General features: G+C 62.2%; 16 protein-coding genes and 2 pseudogenes. 11 read left to right on the forward strand and 7 right to left on the reverse strand.

The genetic code is table 11. The annotated features are described in order from the left end of the window. Positions 1-58 precede the first annotated feature (58 nt). The 4 genes and pseudogenes from ABNX08_RS21735 to ABNX08_RS21750 form a co-directional block, all read left to right on the forward strand. Positions 59-634, forward strand: coding sequence for a TetR/AcrR family transcriptional regulator (locus tag ABNX08_RS21735; RefSeq protein ID WP_022537756.1), 576 nt, complete (start codon positions 59-61; stop codon positions 632-634). A gap of 364 nt (positions 635-998) precedes the next feature. Further along, the gene (locus tag ABNX08_RS21740; RefSeq protein WP_022537757.1) at positions 999-1733 is read left to right on the forward strand and encodes an SDR family oxidoreductase; all 735 of its coding nucleotides are present in this window, start codon (positions 999-1001) and stop codon (positions 1731-1733) included. A gap of 50 nt (positions 1734-1783) precedes the next feature. Then, on the forward strand, positions 1784-2404 hold the full coding sequence (locus ABNX08_RS21745; RefSeq protein ID WP_022537758.1) for a 2-hydroxychromene-2-carboxylate isomerase: 621 nt from the start codon (positions 1784-1786) through the stop codon (positions 2402-2404). A gap of 11 nt (positions 2405-2415) precedes the next feature. After that, positions 2416-2549: pseudogene (locus ABNX08_RS21750) on the forward strand (SDR family oxidoreductase); the annotation flags it as partial. Between the two features lie 49 nt (positions 2550-2598). On the opposite strand, the gene ABNX08_RS21755 reads toward ABNX08_RS21750, so the two are convergent. The 3 genes and pseudogenes from ABNX08_RS21755 to ABNX08_RS21765 all read right to left on the reverse strand — a co-directional run bounded on the left by ABNX08_RS21755 (position 2599) and on the right by ABNX08_RS21765 (position 4688). After that, positions 2599-3450, reverse strand: a complete 852-nt coding sequence (locus ABNX08_RS21755) for a CPBP family intramembrane glutamic endopeptidase (protein WP_022537759.1) — start codon at positions 3448-3450, stop codon at positions 2599-2601. A gap of 104 nt (positions 3451-3554) precedes the next feature. Further along, positions 3555-3742 (reverse strand): annotated as a pseudogene (locus ABNX08_RS21760) (carboxymuconolactone decarboxylase family protein); the annotation flags it as partial. Positions 3743-3776: 34 nt separating this feature from the next. After that, positions 3777-4688, reverse strand: coding sequence for an NAD(P)-dependent oxidoreductase (locus ABNX08_RS21765; RefSeq protein ID WP_022537760.1), 912 nt, complete (start codon positions 4686-4688; stop codon positions 3777-3779). 357 nt (positions 4689-5045) lie between these two features. Between ABNX08_RS21765 and ABNX08_RS21770 the strand changes: the two genes are divergently transcribed. Beyond that, a complete protein-coding gene (locus ABNX08_RS21770) occupies positions 5046-5492 on the forward strand; it encodes a MarR family winged helix-turn-helix transcriptional regulator (protein ID WP_041681689.1) in 447 nt (148 codons plus the stop codon). Positions 5493-5539: 47 nt separating this feature from the next. Here the strand turns inward: ABNX08_RS21770 and ABNX08_RS21775 are convergent, their stop codons facing one another. Beyond that, a complete protein-coding gene (locus ABNX08_RS21775) occupies positions 5540-6316 on the reverse strand; it encodes an enoyl-CoA hydratase (protein ID WP_022537763.1) in 777 nt (258 codons plus the stop codon). 443 nt (positions 6317-6759) lie between these two features. On the opposite strand from ABNX08_RS21775, the gene ABNX08_RS21780 reads away from it, so the two are divergent. Continuing rightward, positions 6760-7350 (forward strand): VOC family protein, encoded by a 591-nt coding sequence (locus ABNX08_RS21780; protein ID WP_051369947.1) that lies wholly within the window; start codon positions 6760-6762, stop codon positions 7348-7350. A gap of 39 nt (positions 7351-7389) precedes the next feature. On the opposite strand, the gene ABNX08_RS21785 is transcribed toward ABNX08_RS21780, so the two are convergent. Continuing rightward, positions 7390-8613: a polyhydroxyalkanoate depolymerase gene (locus ABNX08_RS21785; RefSeq protein WP_022537765.1), complete on the reverse strand. Its 1224-nt coding sequence runs from the start codon at positions 8611-8613 to the stop codon at positions 7390-7392. Between the two features lie 731 nt (positions 8614-9344). Between ABNX08_RS21785 and ABNX08_RS21790 the strand changes: the two genes are divergently transcribed. Continuing rightward, on the forward strand, positions 9345-9749 hold the full coding sequence (locus ABNX08_RS21790) for a VOC family protein (RefSeq protein WP_022537766.1): 405 nt from the start codon (positions 9345-9347) through the stop codon (positions 9747-9749). Between the two features lie 159 nt (positions 9750-9908). Further along, positions 9909-10247, forward strand: a complete 339-nt coding sequence (locus tag ABNX08_RS21795; RefSeq protein ID WP_022537767.1) for a hypothetical protein — start codon at positions 9909-9911, stop codon at positions 10245-10247. Between the two features lie 27 nt (positions 10248-10274). Here the strand turns inward: ABNX08_RS21795 and ABNX08_RS21800 are convergent, their stop codons facing one another. Both ABNX08_RS21800 and ABNX08_RS21805 read right to left on the reverse strand, forming a co-directional pair. Beyond that, entirely contained in the window at positions 10275-10718 is a 444-nt protein-coding gene (locus ABNX08_RS21800; RefSeq protein ID WP_022537768.1) for a GNAT family N-acetyltransferase, read from the reverse strand. Between the two features lie 193 nt (positions 10719-10911). Beyond that, positions 10912-11832 (reverse strand): LysR family transcriptional regulator, encoded by a 921-nt coding sequence (locus ABNX08_RS21805; RefSeq protein ID WP_022537769.1) that lies wholly within the window; start codon positions 11830-11832, stop codon positions 10912-10914. Positions 11833-11935: 103 nt separating this feature from the next. Here ABNX08_RS21805 and ABNX08_RS21810 point away from each other — a divergent pair, with 103 nt between their 5' ends. From ABNX08_RS21810 to leuD, 3 genes are read left to right on the forward strand one after another with little or no spacing between them, the layout of a single operon-like run. Then, a complete protein-coding gene (locus ABNX08_RS21810; protein WP_022537770.1) occupies positions 11936-12898 on the forward strand; it encodes a tripartite tricarboxylate transporter substrate binding protein in 963 nt (320 codons plus the stop codon). A gap of 20 nt (positions 12899-12918) precedes the next feature. Further along, the gene (leuC, locus tag ABNX08_RS21815) at positions 12919-14337 is read left to right on the forward strand and encodes a 3-isopropylmalate dehydratase large subunit (RefSeq protein ID WP_041681690.1); all 1419 of its coding nucleotides are present in this window, start codon (positions 12919-12921) and stop codon (positions 14335-14337) included. Then, positions 14330-14974, forward strand: coding sequence for a 3-isopropylmalate dehydratase small subunit (leuD, locus tag ABNX08_RS21820; protein ID WP_022537772.1), 645 nt, complete (start codon positions 14330-14332; stop codon positions 14972-14974). Before leuC ends, leuD begins: the two co-directional genes overlap by 8 nt. Positions 14975-15022 lie beyond the last annotated feature (48 nt).

The raw sequence follows: 15022 nt of genomic DNA on the forward strand, positions 1-15022 counted from the left end.
CTTTCCTGAACGATCGTAATGCTATAATTCTTGCTTAATACGTTCATGGTGAGCCGATATGCGGTACTCAAGCACGCACAAGCAGGAGACGCGGGAGAGACTCCTGAACAGCAGCCGGGCGATTGCCAAGAAGGGGGGATTCGATTCAACGGGAGTCGATGCCTTGATGGGGGCGATCGGGCTCACTGGTGGCGCGTTCTATAGTCATTTTGGCTCCAAGGCGGAGCTGTTCGCTGCGGTCATCGAGCAGGAGTTGGCCAACAGCACTGAAATGCTCGCAGGCGAAGAGACGGCTGAAGATCATTTCGTGAAGCGCATCAGAAGCTATCTGAGCAGCTCCCACGCGCTGCATCCGGAGTCAGGTTGCGCCCTGCCGACCCTGGGACCGGAAATCGCGAGGGCCGAGCCGGCGGTCCGGGCGTCGGTGGAGCGAAGCGCGAAGAAGCTGCAAGCCAGTTGGAAAGAACGTTTGGACGATCCGGATGCGGCCTGGGCGTTGCTTGCGCAATGCGTGGGTGCCATCTTGCTGGCGCGGGTGGTGGAAACCGACCGGACCAGGCAGCAAATCCTCGCTTCCAGCCGTCGCTTTCTCGGGCGGTCTATTGAACGGCTCGAACCCCTCGGCAAGACCTGAGCGGAGTTACGGTAGCACCAGTCTCCTCAGGGCTCGATTCCGCCCTCTTCCAGCTTCTTCTCGATGCGCGCAGATGTGAGCGCGCATGCCGCAGGTGTCGCGCTTTCTTTGCGACGCCCGCGGTTGTCGAGCCCGCGCGCACCGCGCACGCCGCGGATGCCCCCGATTCAAGCCCGGGCGCGCGATTGCCGTCGCGGCGTTTCTTCCTCCATTCCTATCAGCCTCGCCGCTGCTCGCACCGGGCAGAGCGTTCTCCCGAGCTTTCTCGTTGCAGGGGCATCAGGGTATGTTGCCCTTGACTCCTGTGCCGGGATGAAATACCGTCTCTTTACTAAACGATAGTTTAGCAAACGAGGAGATGGTAATGGGTGTCAAAGAGCAGAGGGTTGCGCTTGTGATCGGAGCGGGGGACTCGACGGGTAGTGCAATCGCCAGGCGTTTCGCCGCGGAAGGCATGGTCGCTTGTGTGACGCGTCGTTCAGCGGACAAGCTCCAGGCGCTGGTTGACTCGATTCGCGATGCGGGAGGGACTGCCTACGCGTTCGGCACGGATGCACGCAAGGAAGAGGAGGTAGTCGCGCTGATCGACAAGATTGAATCCGAGATCGGTCCCATTGACGTTCTCGTATTCAACATCGGCGCCAATGTGCCTGCTTCCATCCTGGAGGAAACGGCGCGCAAGTACTTCAAGATCTGGGAGATGGCCTGTTTTTCCGGATTCCTGAACGCCAGGGAAGTTGCCAGGCGGATGGTCAAGCGGCAACGAGGCACGATCCTTTTTACCGGCGCGACCGCGGGTCTGCGAGGCAAGGAAAACTTTGCCGCGTTCTCGGGCGCCAAGCATGCGCTTCGCGCGCTCGCGCAAAGCATGGCCCGCGAGCTCGGGCCGAGGAACATCCATGTGGCGCATGTCGTGGTGGACGGCGCGATCGACACGGAGTTCATCCGCACGAACTTTCCGGATCGTTATGCGTTGAAAGACCAGGATGGCATCCTGAATCCGGACCATATCGCGGAGAACTACTGGTATCTCCATTCGCAGCCGCGCGACGCCTGGACCTTCGAGCTTGACCTGCGTCCGTGGATGGAGAGCTGGTAATCAAGCCATATTCCCAAGACATTGCACCATGTCATACACCAGGAGACATCATGAGCGGCGTAAGAGTCCAGTTCCACTTTGATTTCGGCAGCCCGAATTCCTACCTTAGCCACAAAGTCATCCCGAGTATCGAGACACGCCAGGGCATCAAGTTCGAATATGTTCCGGTGCTTCTTGGCGGGCTGTTCAGGCTGACCGGGAATCGTTCTCCCGCGGAGGCTTTTGGGGGGATCAAGAACAAGCCGGAGTTTGGGCAACTGGAGATGCAGCGCTTCATCGCCAGGCACGGACTGACTGCCTATCGGCACAATCCGTTCTGGCCCGTCAATACCTTGCAGATCATGCGCGGGGCCGTGGCTGCCCAGAAGACCGGTACTTTCATGCCTTACGTAAATGCCGTGTTTGCGAACATGTGGGAGCAAGGTTTGCAGATGGATAACCCCGCCGTCATCGCGGTGGCCCTGGATGCCGCCGGCCTGGATGGGGAGGGCTTCCAGGGCCGCATTGCGGATCCCGAGGTCAAACAGATCCTGCTGGCGAATACAGAGGATGCATTCGAACGTGGCGCATTTGGTTCGCCGACGTTCTTTGTCGGCGACGAGATGTTCTTCGGCAAGGGTCAGTTGAGGGATGTGGAGGAGGCGATTCAGAACGCGAAGGCCGGGTCTTGAAGGAGAACTCCATGACAGAAAAAACAAGTGTCGTGATTACCGGCGCCTCCAGTGGCATAGTGCCACCTATGCCGAGCGCTTCGCAAGGCGCGGCCATAACCTTGTCCTCGTCGCGCGCGACCGGTTTCGCATGGAAGCAATATCCGAGTCTGAAGGACGCCTTACGATTGCTTGCTCGAAATAATGAGGCAACTTTACGATGCATGGTTCCCTAGCATCGGATACGTGAACAGGAAAAAGTGCATCACATTCAAACCGAAGTGGGCCGTAATAGCAGCGGATAGTCCGCCAAAGCGATACGCCAGCCCATATCCGATTCCAGCTACACTCCCCAGCACGACCCATTGCCACCCACCCGAAATGTGAGCCATGCCAAACAGCGCAGCTGCCCCACATAGAGAGAGCGTAGTTCCCCAACTCCAGCGCTTGAGGAACTGCTCCAGGCTGCCCTGCAAATAGCCGCGAAACAAAGCTTCTTCGGTAAGCGTAACGAGAAGTAGATTGTTCAGAATCCAAAGCCAGCTATCGGCAGGCCACTTCGGCGCCCAAATGACAAGGTTGAGCGACAGGGCAACAGCCAGGCAGGCCGCCGCGGTGATCAGCATGCCGACGACGCCGGATATCAACGACGCACTGAGCCTATGCGGTGGCCGGATCCACGGAACTGCCAGGAGCAGCCAGAAACCGATCAGCGGCTTGTCCAGGTTGAGGTACATTGTAAAGGGCACAGCGTCTGGCGTGAAGCGCACAGGGCCGATGACCCGATGGTTATGGAAGCCTGGTAACCAATGCATGCTGAGTGCAATGGCAAGAATCAGAAACAGTATGTGGCCGGCGTATCGAACATGAGACTTGCGATGTGGTAGCACTGCGTAAGCGGCAAGGAAAAGCAGTGCGATGGGGATCGCGGTAAAACGGTCAAGTTGCCCATTTATCAGGGCGATACCATACCCCAAAACCAGCAGCGCCAGACCCAGCCATCGAAACGATAGGCTCCATGTTGCTGGAGCTGCCAGAAATATCGCAATCCATGGTAATGCAAGCATAGGTCCTGTGAATAATTAACTTTGTTAGTAGGTGCGCGCAGTCTCGACTTTTTTGCCTGCTAAGCTGGATCGGCGTCCTATCCGGATGTCAGGGCAGCTCTGTTGGAAACGTCAAAAGCATCATCAGGGACGTAAGTTATAGAGACGCGCGTCACAGATTCAGCCCATGCAAGTGCTGCCTTTTCGCGTTCACTGAAGAGAGCGCCCGCTTCCTGCCAGGCTCGCGCGAGCGCGAGCTTTCCATCGACACGCCTCTCTTCACCAGGTCGCGCGTGTGCATGTCCAGGCAGTAGCCGAGCAGGATGGTCCTGAAGGGACAATCCCGCTCAGGCGTGCTTCCACAGCAGGGGACGCGGGGCGAAGCCGAGGCTCGCCTTTGCCGCGCGGTTCGAAGCGCCGGTCAGGCAGGTGTGGTAGTAGACCGCTTCGTCGCCGGCGGCCTGCCGCGCCTGGTCGACGCCAACGCGGTTGGGCGCCGGCGAACCCACCCAGCGGGCGAAAGCCGGCATCCATACGGCCACGGGCAGCGGGTCGTCGTCGACCACGTTGTAGACGCCGGCAGCGGCTGTCAGCGAGGCGACCGTTGCCGCCACCGCGTCGTCGATATGGACAAAGGACCAGACAGCGTTGCCCTCGCCGATGACCGACAGCTCCCCTCTGCGTGCCTGCTCCGCGATGGCACCGTCCGGCCTGTACCAGGTGTCGGGACCGTAAAAGAAGCCGTAGCGCAGCACCACGCCTTCCAGCGAAGCCGAGCCCATGATGCGATCTTCATACGCGCCGATGACGCGGGCGCTTTCGCCGATCTCGCCGGGAGCGTCGACCCGCAGCCTTGCCGTCTCGTCGGCAAGGCTTCCCGACGGAGCGTCCAGGTAGAAGCCCCGGGACTGGACGACATAGCGCTTCACGCCCAGCGCCTCAGCAGCGGCCAGCAGGTTGGCGCCGCCTTCCCGATGCAGGCGTGTGTCGTTGGGCATGGACCTGATGATGTCTGCAGGATTGGCCGGCAACCACGTGAGCTGGTCAATGACCACGTCGGGCGATGCGGTTACGATAGCGTCCCGGACCGCCTGCGGGTGGAACGCATCCGCAAACGACACCCTGGCGCCAAGCTCGCGCAGCCGGTCGGCCCCCGCACTGGCGCGGGTCATGCCCGTCACTTCATGGCCGAGCGCACAGAGCACGCGCACAAGCGGCAATCCCACGGCGCCGGTGGCGCCAGCAACGAAAATCTTCATGAGCCTTCTCCTTGGTGATCGGCGGACGGCGCAGCAGTGAATCCGCGACAGCGCCCAAAAGTGAAGTGACGCAGCGTTCTGGCCGGGTGAACCGCATTGTGTCCGCGCCCCCGGCGTTGGGAAAGCACCAAGAATCAAGAGAAACGCTGTACCACCTGTCCCACGGGCTGCCGGTGCACTTACGCCAGGAAAAAGGCGCTACTGAACGTGGTGCGTGAAGTCGCACAAGCCGGCATCGAACTGGATGACCTGAGCGATTCCAGCCGTTTACGGGCGTGCTATATTCGTGACCACTTTATTTTTCCGCCAGTTCCCCGGCGTGCCTGGCCGGAGCAAGTGGCTGGTGTGGCTACGGATATGGCAACAGATCACCGGCTGGTCTATCTACTCAACGTCGGACATCGCAGGCTCCAGCGCTGGACCCAGTCGCGGACCAGCCTTGGCGGCGTCACGGCGGCCCAGGCCGGCCTGCTGTTTTACGTTGAGAAGAAGGATGGGGCGCTGATGAGCGAGGTGGCGGCCGGGCTCGATCTCAGCGCTTCGGGCCTGAGTGGCCTGGCCGACCGCATGGAACACGCGGGATTGGTCACTCGCCAGGTGGATGAAGCCGATCGGCGCGTGTGGCGCCTGTGGCTGACGGCAAAAGGCCGGGCAGCCGTCAAGCGCTCCCGGGATGGGCTGGTCGATCTGAACGCCCGCTTGACGGAAGGCTTCTCCAAGGCGGAGATCGACGTGGTTGCCCGCTGGCTGGGCAGCCTCCAGGACAAGTTCCCGTCCCCGGAAGGCGACCCGGGCCTGGAATAGGGCAGGGCAGCTCTTGCGAGCCGCCGCCTGCCTTCTGGCGGAACCTTCTAGCGGCCGTTGATCCGGGTGAAATCGGGCCGGCGTTTTTCGCTGAAGGCCGTGAACGCTTCCCGCGCTTCATCGCTTTGCAGCCGCTTCGTGAACACAGCGCGCTCAGCGCCCATCTGCGACGCGAGTTTCTCCACGTCGCGCATGAGTTGCTTCATTGCGGTCATGGATCCGTACGGCTTCGCCGCGATCCGTTCCGCCACCCGCCTTGCTTCGCTTTGCACGTCGGCATTCGGCATGACCTTGTTCGCAATCCCCCAGGCCAGTGCCGTGGCCGCAGGCAGGGGCTCTCCGAACGCGAACATCTCGAAGGCGCGCGCGTGGCCGATGCGCAAGGGAAGAAGGTAGCTCGAGGCGGCTTCCGGTACCAATGCCAGGTTGATGAAGGGCGTGATCAGCTGGGCATCCTCGGACAGGATCACGTAGTCGCAATGCAGCAGCATGGTCGTGCCCACCCCCACCGCCTTGCCCTGTACCGCGGCGATCACCGGGACACTGGTGCTGGCAATGTTGTGGAGGAACCGGGCGACATTGGGTTCGGCCGGTCCGGACCCTGCGGCCTGAGCGGCGAATTCACCGAGGTCGTTGCCTGCCGTGAACGAGTCGCCCTCGCCCTGGATCACGATGACCCGCACTTCCTGATCGGATGATGCACTGTCGATCGCGTCCGCCATGACGCCGTACATCGCATTGGTCAGGGCGTTCTTCTTGTCCGGCCGGGAAAGCGTGATTGTCAGTACACCGGCGGTTTGATCGAGTTTCACTTCAGTGTGCATGCCTGGGCTCCTTGGTACGGTCGTTCAGCAACGGGGTTATTTCGCATACGAAGTATATATATTTCGCGTGCGAAGTAAACCGTGGCGATGCGCCGGTCTCGTCACCCGCGCAATCACCGCCAAGCGCTACGCCGGCATTCCAGTCATTTCGATTCATGTGATGACCGGCGCAGGGCGTCATGCGAGGGCGCCGTCGGGGCAGCTTCGACAACACAGCAACCCTCGTGGCCCGGGTTATCCGCGAAGGCCCTTGCCTCCTATAGTCCAAGCACGGTCGCTCTCACTGACGCTGTCAATGCATGCGAGGACCGCTTCGCTCACTTTCACGAGGCATCCGTCATGGATGCGAGGCATCGCCGCCGACCCCAAGGACGTTGGCTGCACCTGTCCAATCCCAACCCTGTTAATGGAGTTCTATTGTGAAGACAAATGCCACGAACGACATGAAGCTCGAAGTTGTCGTCATCCCCGTTTCGGACGTGGATCGCGCCAAACGCTTCTACGGCGGGCTGGGCTGGAAGCTCGACGCCGACTTCCCTAAGGGCGACGCGTTCCGGGTCCTGCAGTTCACGCCTCCAGGCTCGCCGTGTTCGATCCACTTCGGCACGGGAATCACGTCCGCCGTGCCGGGCTCGGTACAGGGACTCTATCTCGTCGTGTCCGACATCGAGGCTGCGCGCGCCGAGCTCGTCGATCGCGGTGTCGAGGTGAGCAAAGTGTTCCACCGAGCCGTCGGTGAACCCCCTCAGGATGGCCCGCATCCGCAGCGGCAGACCTACTCCTCGTACGCAACGTTCAGCGACCCGGACGGCAACAGCTGGCTGTTGCAGGAGGTCACTGCGCGATTGCCCGGACGCGTGAATGCGGACACGACATTCACCTCGTCGACTGAACTCGCGGCCGCGCTCAGGCGTGCAGCGGTTGCGCATGGCGAGCACGAGAAGCGCAACGGCGGCAAGCACGATGAGAACTGGCCGGACTGGTACGCGGAGTACATCGTGCGGGAGCAGTCGGGCGAGGAGCTGCCGGCGTAAGCAGCGGCAGCGACCTGATCGTTTCCAGCGGCGAGGCGCTCAGTCTCCGCACCTGTGAATGAACTGCGTCATGGCAGGCAGGATGGAATTCTGGAATCCCTGGCCGGCGAAAGTCCCGTAGTGACCCACGCCATCGACGACCAAGTGTTCTTTCCGGTCGGCGGCAAGGCCTGCGCAGAGCGCGTGCGCTGCTTCGGTCTGGCCGCGGCCGGTGATGTCATCCTCGCTGCCTTCGATGGTCAGCAGGGAAACGTTCGTAATGGCCTCGGGATAGACACGGCGCTGGCCGACTTCCATGCAGCCGCGGCACAGGTGATGCTCCAGGAAAACCTTCTGGATGGTTTCCAGGTAGTACTCGGCCGGCACGTCGAGCACGGCGTTGTACTCGTCATAGAATCTGCGATGCTTGGCAGCCTCGTTTTGCCTGCCATCGACCAGGTGACGGTAAAAATCAAGGTGCGCACCGGCGTGGCGTGCGACGTTCATCGATATGAAGCCTGCAAGCTGAAGGAAGCCCGGATAAACCCGGCGTCCTTTTCCCGGGTAGCCGGCTGGCACCCGTTCGATGACGTTTGACTCGAACCACGGCAGCGAATACTTCTGCGCGAACTGGTTGACCGCCGTCGGGCTTACGCGGGTGTCGATCGGCGCGGCGATGAGGGTCATGGAGCGGGGCTGCGATTGCTCGCTGTCTTCGGCCATCTGGGCGATCGCACAGAGCACCGGGACCCCCGGCTGACAAACCGCCACAACATGCGTGCCGGCGCCGAGGTATCGCAAGAACTTTTTCAGGTAATCGACATAGCCGCCAAGGTCGAAGAAACCTGCATCATGCGGGACAAGGCGCGCATCGGCCCAGTCGGTGATGTAGACATCATGCTCGGGCAGCAATGCTTCGACCGTCGGGCGCAGGAGGGTGGCGTAGTGGCCCGAGAGCGGTGCCACGAGCAGGACCCGGGGACCAGGACAGGGCACGTCTTTCCTGAAATGCAACAGCCGGCAGAAGGGCTCGTCGATGACCCCTGTCTCGGTAACGGCCACCCGTTGCCCGCGGACAATGACTTCATCGATCGCAAAGCGAGGTTTGCCATAGGCCTTCGTAAGCCGGGTGAACAACTCGAATGCGGCGTCGGCCTCGCGGATCCCCGGAAGCCAGGCGACCGACTCGCCCCAGAAATTGACTGCACGAGAGCCTGCCTCGATCATCGCCCCGAGCGGTTCGAGCGACTGCAGCGTGAGTTCACGCAGAGCATAGAGCGCCATGGCAATTCCCGCCTTTTGAATAGGGTTGGTGTGTTGTTTTGAGGCCGGAACCGGCAAACCGGGCAGAGACCAGTGCCCCTTTGCCGGCGCTGCGCGAGGATGAGCGCGCTCGTCAGCGGCAGGGCCGACTTCGTGCAAGGTGGGTGGACGGGCGGCAGGCGTCTGCCGCAGGTGCGTCAGTGGGAAGGTGGCGCTGGCGCACCGGGAAGTGCTGCGCGCGACTCAGGTGCCTTCGATGTCGAATTGACTGGCTGCGGGAGGCGCCGGTCTTGCCGTTACGGCAGGCGCGGCCGGTGCGGGCACGGCCCAGGTTGCACGCGGATCGGCTGGAATGCTGCATGACTTCCCCCCACCACTCAAAGCCACCAACACTGCATCGCAATGCCAGCGGAACGACGTGCATTTAAGTTACGCGATTTACATTCAGTAACATATTCGATCTAACCCTATTGCAACGCTTTGCATATTTATTTCGCAACGAAAGTCTGAAGATGGCGCACTCCGATGCGAATGTCGGGCCGGGCGGAGGCACGATGTGATCTTCTATCTACAAAGTTCCGAACGCAGCCCGGTCACCTGCAGTGCTATTTGTAAATCTTTGAAAGTTTCGTGACCGGGTTGGGATAGCCCGCGACTATCGACTAGGTTGAAAGCCCTGGGTCGTCTCGATGAGGGCTCAGGAAAGACGGTTCATAGGCCGCGTGGCCAGCGTTATCCCAGGAGGGTGTCCCATGCTTCAGAACAGTGACGTCGCGACCAGGATTCCGGCGCAAGACCTCGCACGAGCAAGATCCTTCTATTCGAGCAAGCTCGGTCTGGAACCGGTTGAGGAACGCCCCGGCGGCCTGCGCTACAAGTGCGGCAACAGCTATTTCGTGCTCTTCAAGTCGGCTGGCTCGGCCTCTGGCAGTCACACCCAAATGGCCTGGGAGGTCGATGACATCAAGGCAACGGTTAACGAACTGCGGCAGCGGGGAGTTGCGTTCGAGGAATACGATCTTCCCGGCCTCAAGACCGTCAATGGGATCGCTGAGGTTCAGGGAAACTATCCGTCCAAGGGTGGTGTGGGCGAGAGAGGTGCCTGGTTCAGGGACAGCGAGGGCAACCTCCTTGCTATCGGGCAGCCGATCAGGTGAGCGGGTCGGCGGCCACAGCGTGCTGGCGCGCACCTGGCAAGCTGTGTCTCTTCGCCAATGTCGCCTAATCTTGTGTCTTAGCGATCAGCGAGTGGAAAACTCATCAAGAGTCGCAACGCGTACATTTTCGGTCCGGGGCTGACGGAAGGTGTCATCACCATGCGACTCTCACTAATAGTCAGTGGCGCCATGCTGGCGCTTTCGGCATGTACATTGGCTCCGGCCGACACAGGCGCATTTACAGTCATGGGGCCGGCCAGCTTCGATCGCACGTTCACCGCAGCAGCCGGGGCAATGCGCGACCAGGGCCTGGCGATCAGCGTCGAGGACCCGGTCAGTGGCGTGGTCGTCGGCAGTCTGGATACCAGGACGGTGATGGCCGGTGTTCACCAGCAGGCAGACGGCCACGTGCGGGTGGAATTCGACAGCATGGCTGCAAACGATCCCGCGTTGATGGCGCGCATTTCACGCAGCTACAACCGCCGCATGGGGCGCTGAAATCGCGTCAGAGGTCGAGCAATTGCATTACTTCAGTTCGCAATGCATGCACAACCCCGGCGGAATTCCGGCGATCTTCAGCGTATGCGAAGCCCGCACCGCGGCCGGCAGGGTTTCCGCCGAGATCAGGCTGAATCCGTATCGGGCGAAGTAGCTCGGGCAGTTGCTGGTCGCCAGCACTGCGCGACGGATTCCCAGCGTGCGTGCGCGCATCAGGACAGCGTTCACCAGGTGTGTCGCGACACCTTGCTGGCGGTATTCCCGCAGCACGGCGACGGATCGGACGACGGCAATGTCGTCGTATTTCTCGGCGCCTGCGCATCCCACGATCTGGCCATTCAGGACAGCGACATGGAGTGAGTCAATATCGGATGAAATATCGTGGAAATCTAACCCGCATTCCGCAAGCACCTTGGCGACTGCTGCCAGATCTTCCGTGGCTGCAGAGCGGATGCGTAATTCTCTGATCATATCTAGTGAAGCCTGTCGCCGCTGTCCCTCGTGCACAGGCGACGTTGATGTAATTTTGTTGCGACCGCGAAAGTACCGTGCCGGTTGCGTTTCGCCAAGCCTTACGGACAAGGGGAAACCCGCAAATTACGGGTAATCACGGACGAGGGCTACATTTGAGAATTGGCTTTCCGGCACTCGCGGCGATGAATCGCTACCAATGGCCGTCCAGGCCGCCCGACCCACGCCGATCGGCAAACCGTTCCACCAGAAAATCCACCAGCGCTCGAACCTTCTCCGGCCGGTTGTTCCGCGCCGGAAACACCAGGTAGATATCCGCCGGCGAAAACTGCCATTGCGGCAACACCCGCCGCAACGCGCCGCTGCGCAAATGCTCCGCGACGTCCCACTCCGAGCGCACGATCAACCCTTGCCCATCGAGCGCCCACGCCAGCGCGGATTCGCCGTCGTTGGTACTCATGGTGCCGCGGACCTTGATGGTTTCCTGCTGCGCGCCGTTGCGCATGTGCCAGGTGCCAAAGGTCTCGTCGGCCTCGCGGATGAAGATGCAGTTGTGCCGCGCAAGCTCGCGCGGGCTGGATGGCGCGCCGGCCGTTTCAAGGTAAGACGGCGCGGCGCAAAGCAGACGGCGGTTGTTGGCCAGCAGCCGCGCGGTCAGCCGCACATCGGGCATCTCGCCGAAATGGATCAGGGCGTCCAGGCCCTGTTCGACCAGGTTCAGCGGGCGGTCGCTCAGGTAGAGCTGGACCTCGACCTTGGGGAATTTGCGTGAAAACGCCGACAGTGCCGGCGCGATATGCCTGCGCCCGAACCCCAGCGTTGCCCCGATCTTCAGCAGCCCGTGCGGCGTACTGCTGCTGCCGGCGATGGTGCGCTCGAGCGCTTCCATTTCCGCGAGGATGCGTGCGCCTTCCACCAGGTAGTTTTCTCCTTCCGGCGTCAGGCTGATACGGCGCGTCGTCCGGTGCAGCAGCCGCACGCCCAGGCGGGCCTCGAGACCCGCAAGCCGTTTGCTGACCGCTGGCGGCGTAACGCCGAGTTCCTGCGCCGCACCGGCTAGGGTTCCGTGCTTGTTGATGCACATGAAGAAGGCGAGGTCGGAGAAATTGTCCATTGGTGAATCATAAGAACTAAAGAAGTAACGCAGGCTGAATTATGTTTATTCGGGTAAATGATACGATGGATTCCATAACGATTCATACCCATAGGAGACACTCGTGAAGCTTGCCCACCTCACCGCGCTGCTGGTTTGCGCCGCCGCCATCGGCACCGCCTCTGCCCAGTCCTACCCCCAACGCCCGGTCCGCCTGATCGTGCCGTACGCCCCCGGCGGCAGCGCCGATATCGCCGCGCGCCTGGTCTCGGAGGCCTGGTCGAAGAGCCTGGGCGGCACCATCGTCGTGGAAAACCGTGCCGGCGCCGGCGGCAATATCGGCGTCGATGCCGTCGCCAAGGCCCCCGCCGATGGCTACACGATCGGCCTGCAGACCGTTTCGCTGGCAATCAACCCGGGCCTGTTCCCACGCATGCCGTACGACACGCTGAAGGACCTGTCCCCGATCGGCATGGTCGCGAGCTCGCAGCATGTGCTGGTGGTCAACAACAATGTGCCCGCCAGGAACCTGAAGGAACTGATCTCGGTGGCAAAGGCCAAGCCCGGCAAGCTGACCTATGGCTCCGCCGGCAATGGCAGCACCTTCCATATGTCCGCCGAGCTGTTCAAGTCCGTCGCCAACGTCTCCATCGTCCATATCCCGTATCGCGGCGGCGGCCCGGCGCTGGTCGACACCATTGCCGGCCAGGTCGACATGAGCTTCCCGGTGGTTTCGGCCGCCCAGCAGCATGTCACGGGCGGCAAGCTCAAGGCGCTCGCCGTGACTGGCTCGAAGCGCACGCCGCTGCTGCCGGATGTCCCGACCGCGGCTGAGGCGGGACTGCCCGACTACACCTTCGAGACGTGGTTCATGGTGTTTGCGCCGGCCGGCACGCCCAAGCCGGTCGTCGACAAGCTGAACGCCGCCCTGAACACGGCGCTGGCAACGCAGGCGAACAAGGACCGGATGCTCAAGGAAGGCTTCGAGCCGACCCCGACCACGCCCGAGGCCGCGCGCCAGCGCCTGGAAAAAGAAATGCCCATGTGGGCCAGACTGATCAAGCAGCGCGGCATCACCGCGGAATGACTGTAGACAAGGCAGTAGCAATGACCCACAAGACCCTATACCAGAAGCTGGTCGACTCCCACACGGTTGCCAGGATCGATGACGACAACGTGCTGTTGTACTGCGACTTGCACCTGATGAACGAGTACACCAGCCCGCAGGCCTTTGCCGGGCTGCATGAGCAAGGCCGCGGTGTGCTGGTCCCGGGACAGAACGTCTCAGTCGTCAGCCATATCATCCCGACGCATCCGACGGCGATTCGCGTGATCGCGGATCCCGCCTCGGCGCTGCAGGCCACTAACCTGCGCGACAACTGCAACCGGCACGCGATCCCGCTGTTCGACACCAACGACACGCTGCAAGGCATCGAGCACGTGATCGCGCCCGAGCACGGCATGATCCGGCCGGGCATGGTGGTGATCTGCGGCGACAGCCATACCACGACCTACGGTGCGCTGGGCGCGCTGGGTTTCGGCATCGGTACCTCGGAGGTCGAGCATGTGCTGGCGACGCAGACGCTGGTGTACCGGATGGCAAAGACCATGCGCATCCGCGTGGACGGTAAGCTCCCGGTCGGCACGACGGCCAAGGACCTGATCCTGAAGATCATCGCTGCGATCGGCGCACAGGGCGCGCGCGGCTATGTCGTCGAGTATTGCGGAACGGCCATTCGCGACCTGAGCGTCGAGGCGCGCTTTACGCTGTGCAACATGACCGTGGAAGCCGCGGCGCGCGGCGCGCTGATCGCGCCGGATGCGGTGGCCATCGACTATGTGCTGCGCCGTGCGGTGGACATCGACGGTCCGCAGCGCGACGCTGCGCTGCGCTACTGGGAAACGCTGCAAAGCGATCCGGACGCGCGCTTCGACATGGACTTTGTGTTCGATGCCAGCGATATCGAGCCGTACGTGACCTGGGGAACCAGCCCGGACCAGGCGCTGCCGGTTTCCGGACGCATTCCGTTCCCGGAAGACCAGATCGACGAGGCGGAGCAGCGCTCGGTCGAGCGCGCGCTGGCATACACGCACCTGCAGCCGGGCGCGGCGCTGGAAGGCACGGCGATCCAGCACGTCTTTATCGGCTCATGTACCAACGGGCGCATCGAGGATCTGCGCGCGGTTGCCAGCGTGGTGCGCGGCAGGAAGGTGGCCGCAGGGGTCAGGGCCATGGTGGTGCCCGGGTCGGGTGCGGTCAAGGCGCAGGCCGAACGCGAAGGCCTGGCCGATATCCTGACCGCCGCCGGCTTCGAATGGCGGCAGCCGGGCTGCTCGATGTGCCTGGCCATGAACGACGATGTGCTCGCCGACGGCGTGCGTTGTGCTTCCACCACCAATCGCAATTTCGAGGGCAGGCAAGGGCGCGGCGCCATCACGCACCTGATGAGCCCGGCCATGGCTGCCGCAGCGGCGGTCACCGGCGCCATCACCGACGTCCGCAAGCTGGAGATCTCCCATGTCTGAAAACACCTGCATCACCGGCAAGGCCGCCGCGATCCGCTTCGAGAACCTCGATACCGACCAGATCATCCCCAAGCAGTTCCTGCGCGGGATCGACAAGTCCGGGCTGGCCCAGGGCATTCTCTACGATCACCGCTTCGATGCAACCGGGGCGTTGCGCCCGGACTTCGTGCTGAACCGGCCCGAGTATGCAGGCACCAGCATCCTGGTTGGCGGCGCAAACTTCGGCTGCGGATCGAGCCGGGAGCACGCGGTGTGGGGGCTGCAGCAATTCGGCATACGTGCCGTCATTGCCCCGAGCTTCGGCGAGATCTTCTACTCGAACGCGATGAACAACCGGCTGCTGCTGGTGATGCTGCCGCGCGACGTGATCGAGCCCTTGATGAACGACGTGGACGCGAACAGCGACAACGCCATCAGCATCGATGTCGAGGCGATGCGGGTGCGCACGCCTGCGGGAGAGTATCCGTTCGAGCTGTCGGCCCGGCATCGCCGCATGTTCCTCGAAGGCCTGGACATGATCGGCCTCTCGCTGAAACAGCGCGGGGAGATCGAGCAGTTTGCCGAGAAGTACTGGGCGCAGTTCCCGTGGGCCAGGGATGTGGCCAGGCGGACGCGGGACCGGCTGGGTGCGACCTGAACGGCCGCAGCCGGTGGGCTGGCGGCCCCGGCGGCCGGCCATGGTGTT

The sequence above is a fragment of the Cupriavidus sp. DF5525 genome (assembly GCF_040149425.2).
In the GTDB taxonomy this organism is placed as follows: Bacteria; Pseudomonadota; Gammaproteobacteria; order Burkholderiales; family Burkholderiaceae; genus Cupriavidus; species Cupriavidus pickettii_A.

Bases quoted from the DNA above. Each gene is read 5' to 3' on its own strand.
- ABNX08_RS21800 (WP_022537768.1), bottom strand. From the start codon at position 10,718: ATGATCAGAGAATTACGCATCCGCTCTGCAGCCACGGAAGATCTGGCA.
- ABNX08_RS21780 (WP_051369947.1), top strand. From the start codon at position 6,760: ATGAAGCTCGAAGTTGTCGTCATCCCCGTTTCGGACGTGGATCGCGCC.
- leuD (WP_022537772.1), top strand. From the start codon at position 14,330: ATGTCTGAAAACACCTGCATCACCGGCAAGGCCGCCGCGATCCGCTTC.
- ABNX08_RS21790 (WP_022537766.1), top strand. From the start codon at position 9,345: ATGCTTCAGAACAGTGACGTCGCGACCAGGATTCCGGCGCAAGACCTC.
- ABNX08_RS21765 (WP_022537760.1), bottom strand. From the start codon at position 4,688: ATGAAGATTTTCGTTGCTGGCGCCACCGGCGCCGTGGGATTGCCGCTT.
- ABNX08_RS21795 (WP_022537767.1), top strand. From the start codon at position 9,909: ATGCGACTCTCACTAATAGTCAGTGGCGCCATGCTGGCGCTTTCGGCA.
- ABNX08_RS21775 (WP_022537763.1), bottom strand. From the start codon at position 6,316: ATGCACACTGAAGTGAAACTCGATCAAACCGCCGGTGTACTGACAATC.
- ABNX08_RS21805 (WP_022537769.1), bottom strand. From the start codon at position 11,832: ATGGACAATTTCTCCGACCTCGCCTTCTTCATGTGCATCAACAAGCAC.
- ABNX08_RS21745 (WP_022537758.1), top strand. From the start codon at position 1,784: ATGAGCGGCGTAAGAGTCCAGTTCCACTTTGATTTCGGCAGCCCGAAT.
- ABNX08_RS21740 (WP_022537757.1), top strand. From the start codon at position 999: ATGGGTGTCAAAGAGCAGAGGGTTGCGCTTGTGATCGGAGCGGGGGAC.
- ABNX08_RS21735 (WP_022537756.1), top strand. From the start codon at position 59: ATGCGGTACTCAAGCACGCACAAGCAGGAGACGCGGGAGAGACTCCTG.
- ABNX08_RS21785 (WP_022537765.1), bottom strand. From the start codon at position 8,613: ATGGCGCTCTATGCTCTGCGTGAACTCACGCTGCAGTCGCTCGAACCG.
- ABNX08_RS21755 (WP_022537759.1), bottom strand. From the start codon at position 3,450: ATGCTTGCATTACCATGGATTGCGATATTTCTGGCAGCTCCAGCAACA.
- ABNX08_RS21770 (WP_041681689.1), top strand. From the start codon at position 5,046: ATGGCAACAGATCACCGGCTGGTCTATCTACTCAACGTCGGACATCGC.
- leuC (WP_041681690.1), top strand. From the start codon at position 12,919: ATGACCCACAAGACCCTATACCAGAAGCTGGTCGACTCCCACACGGTT.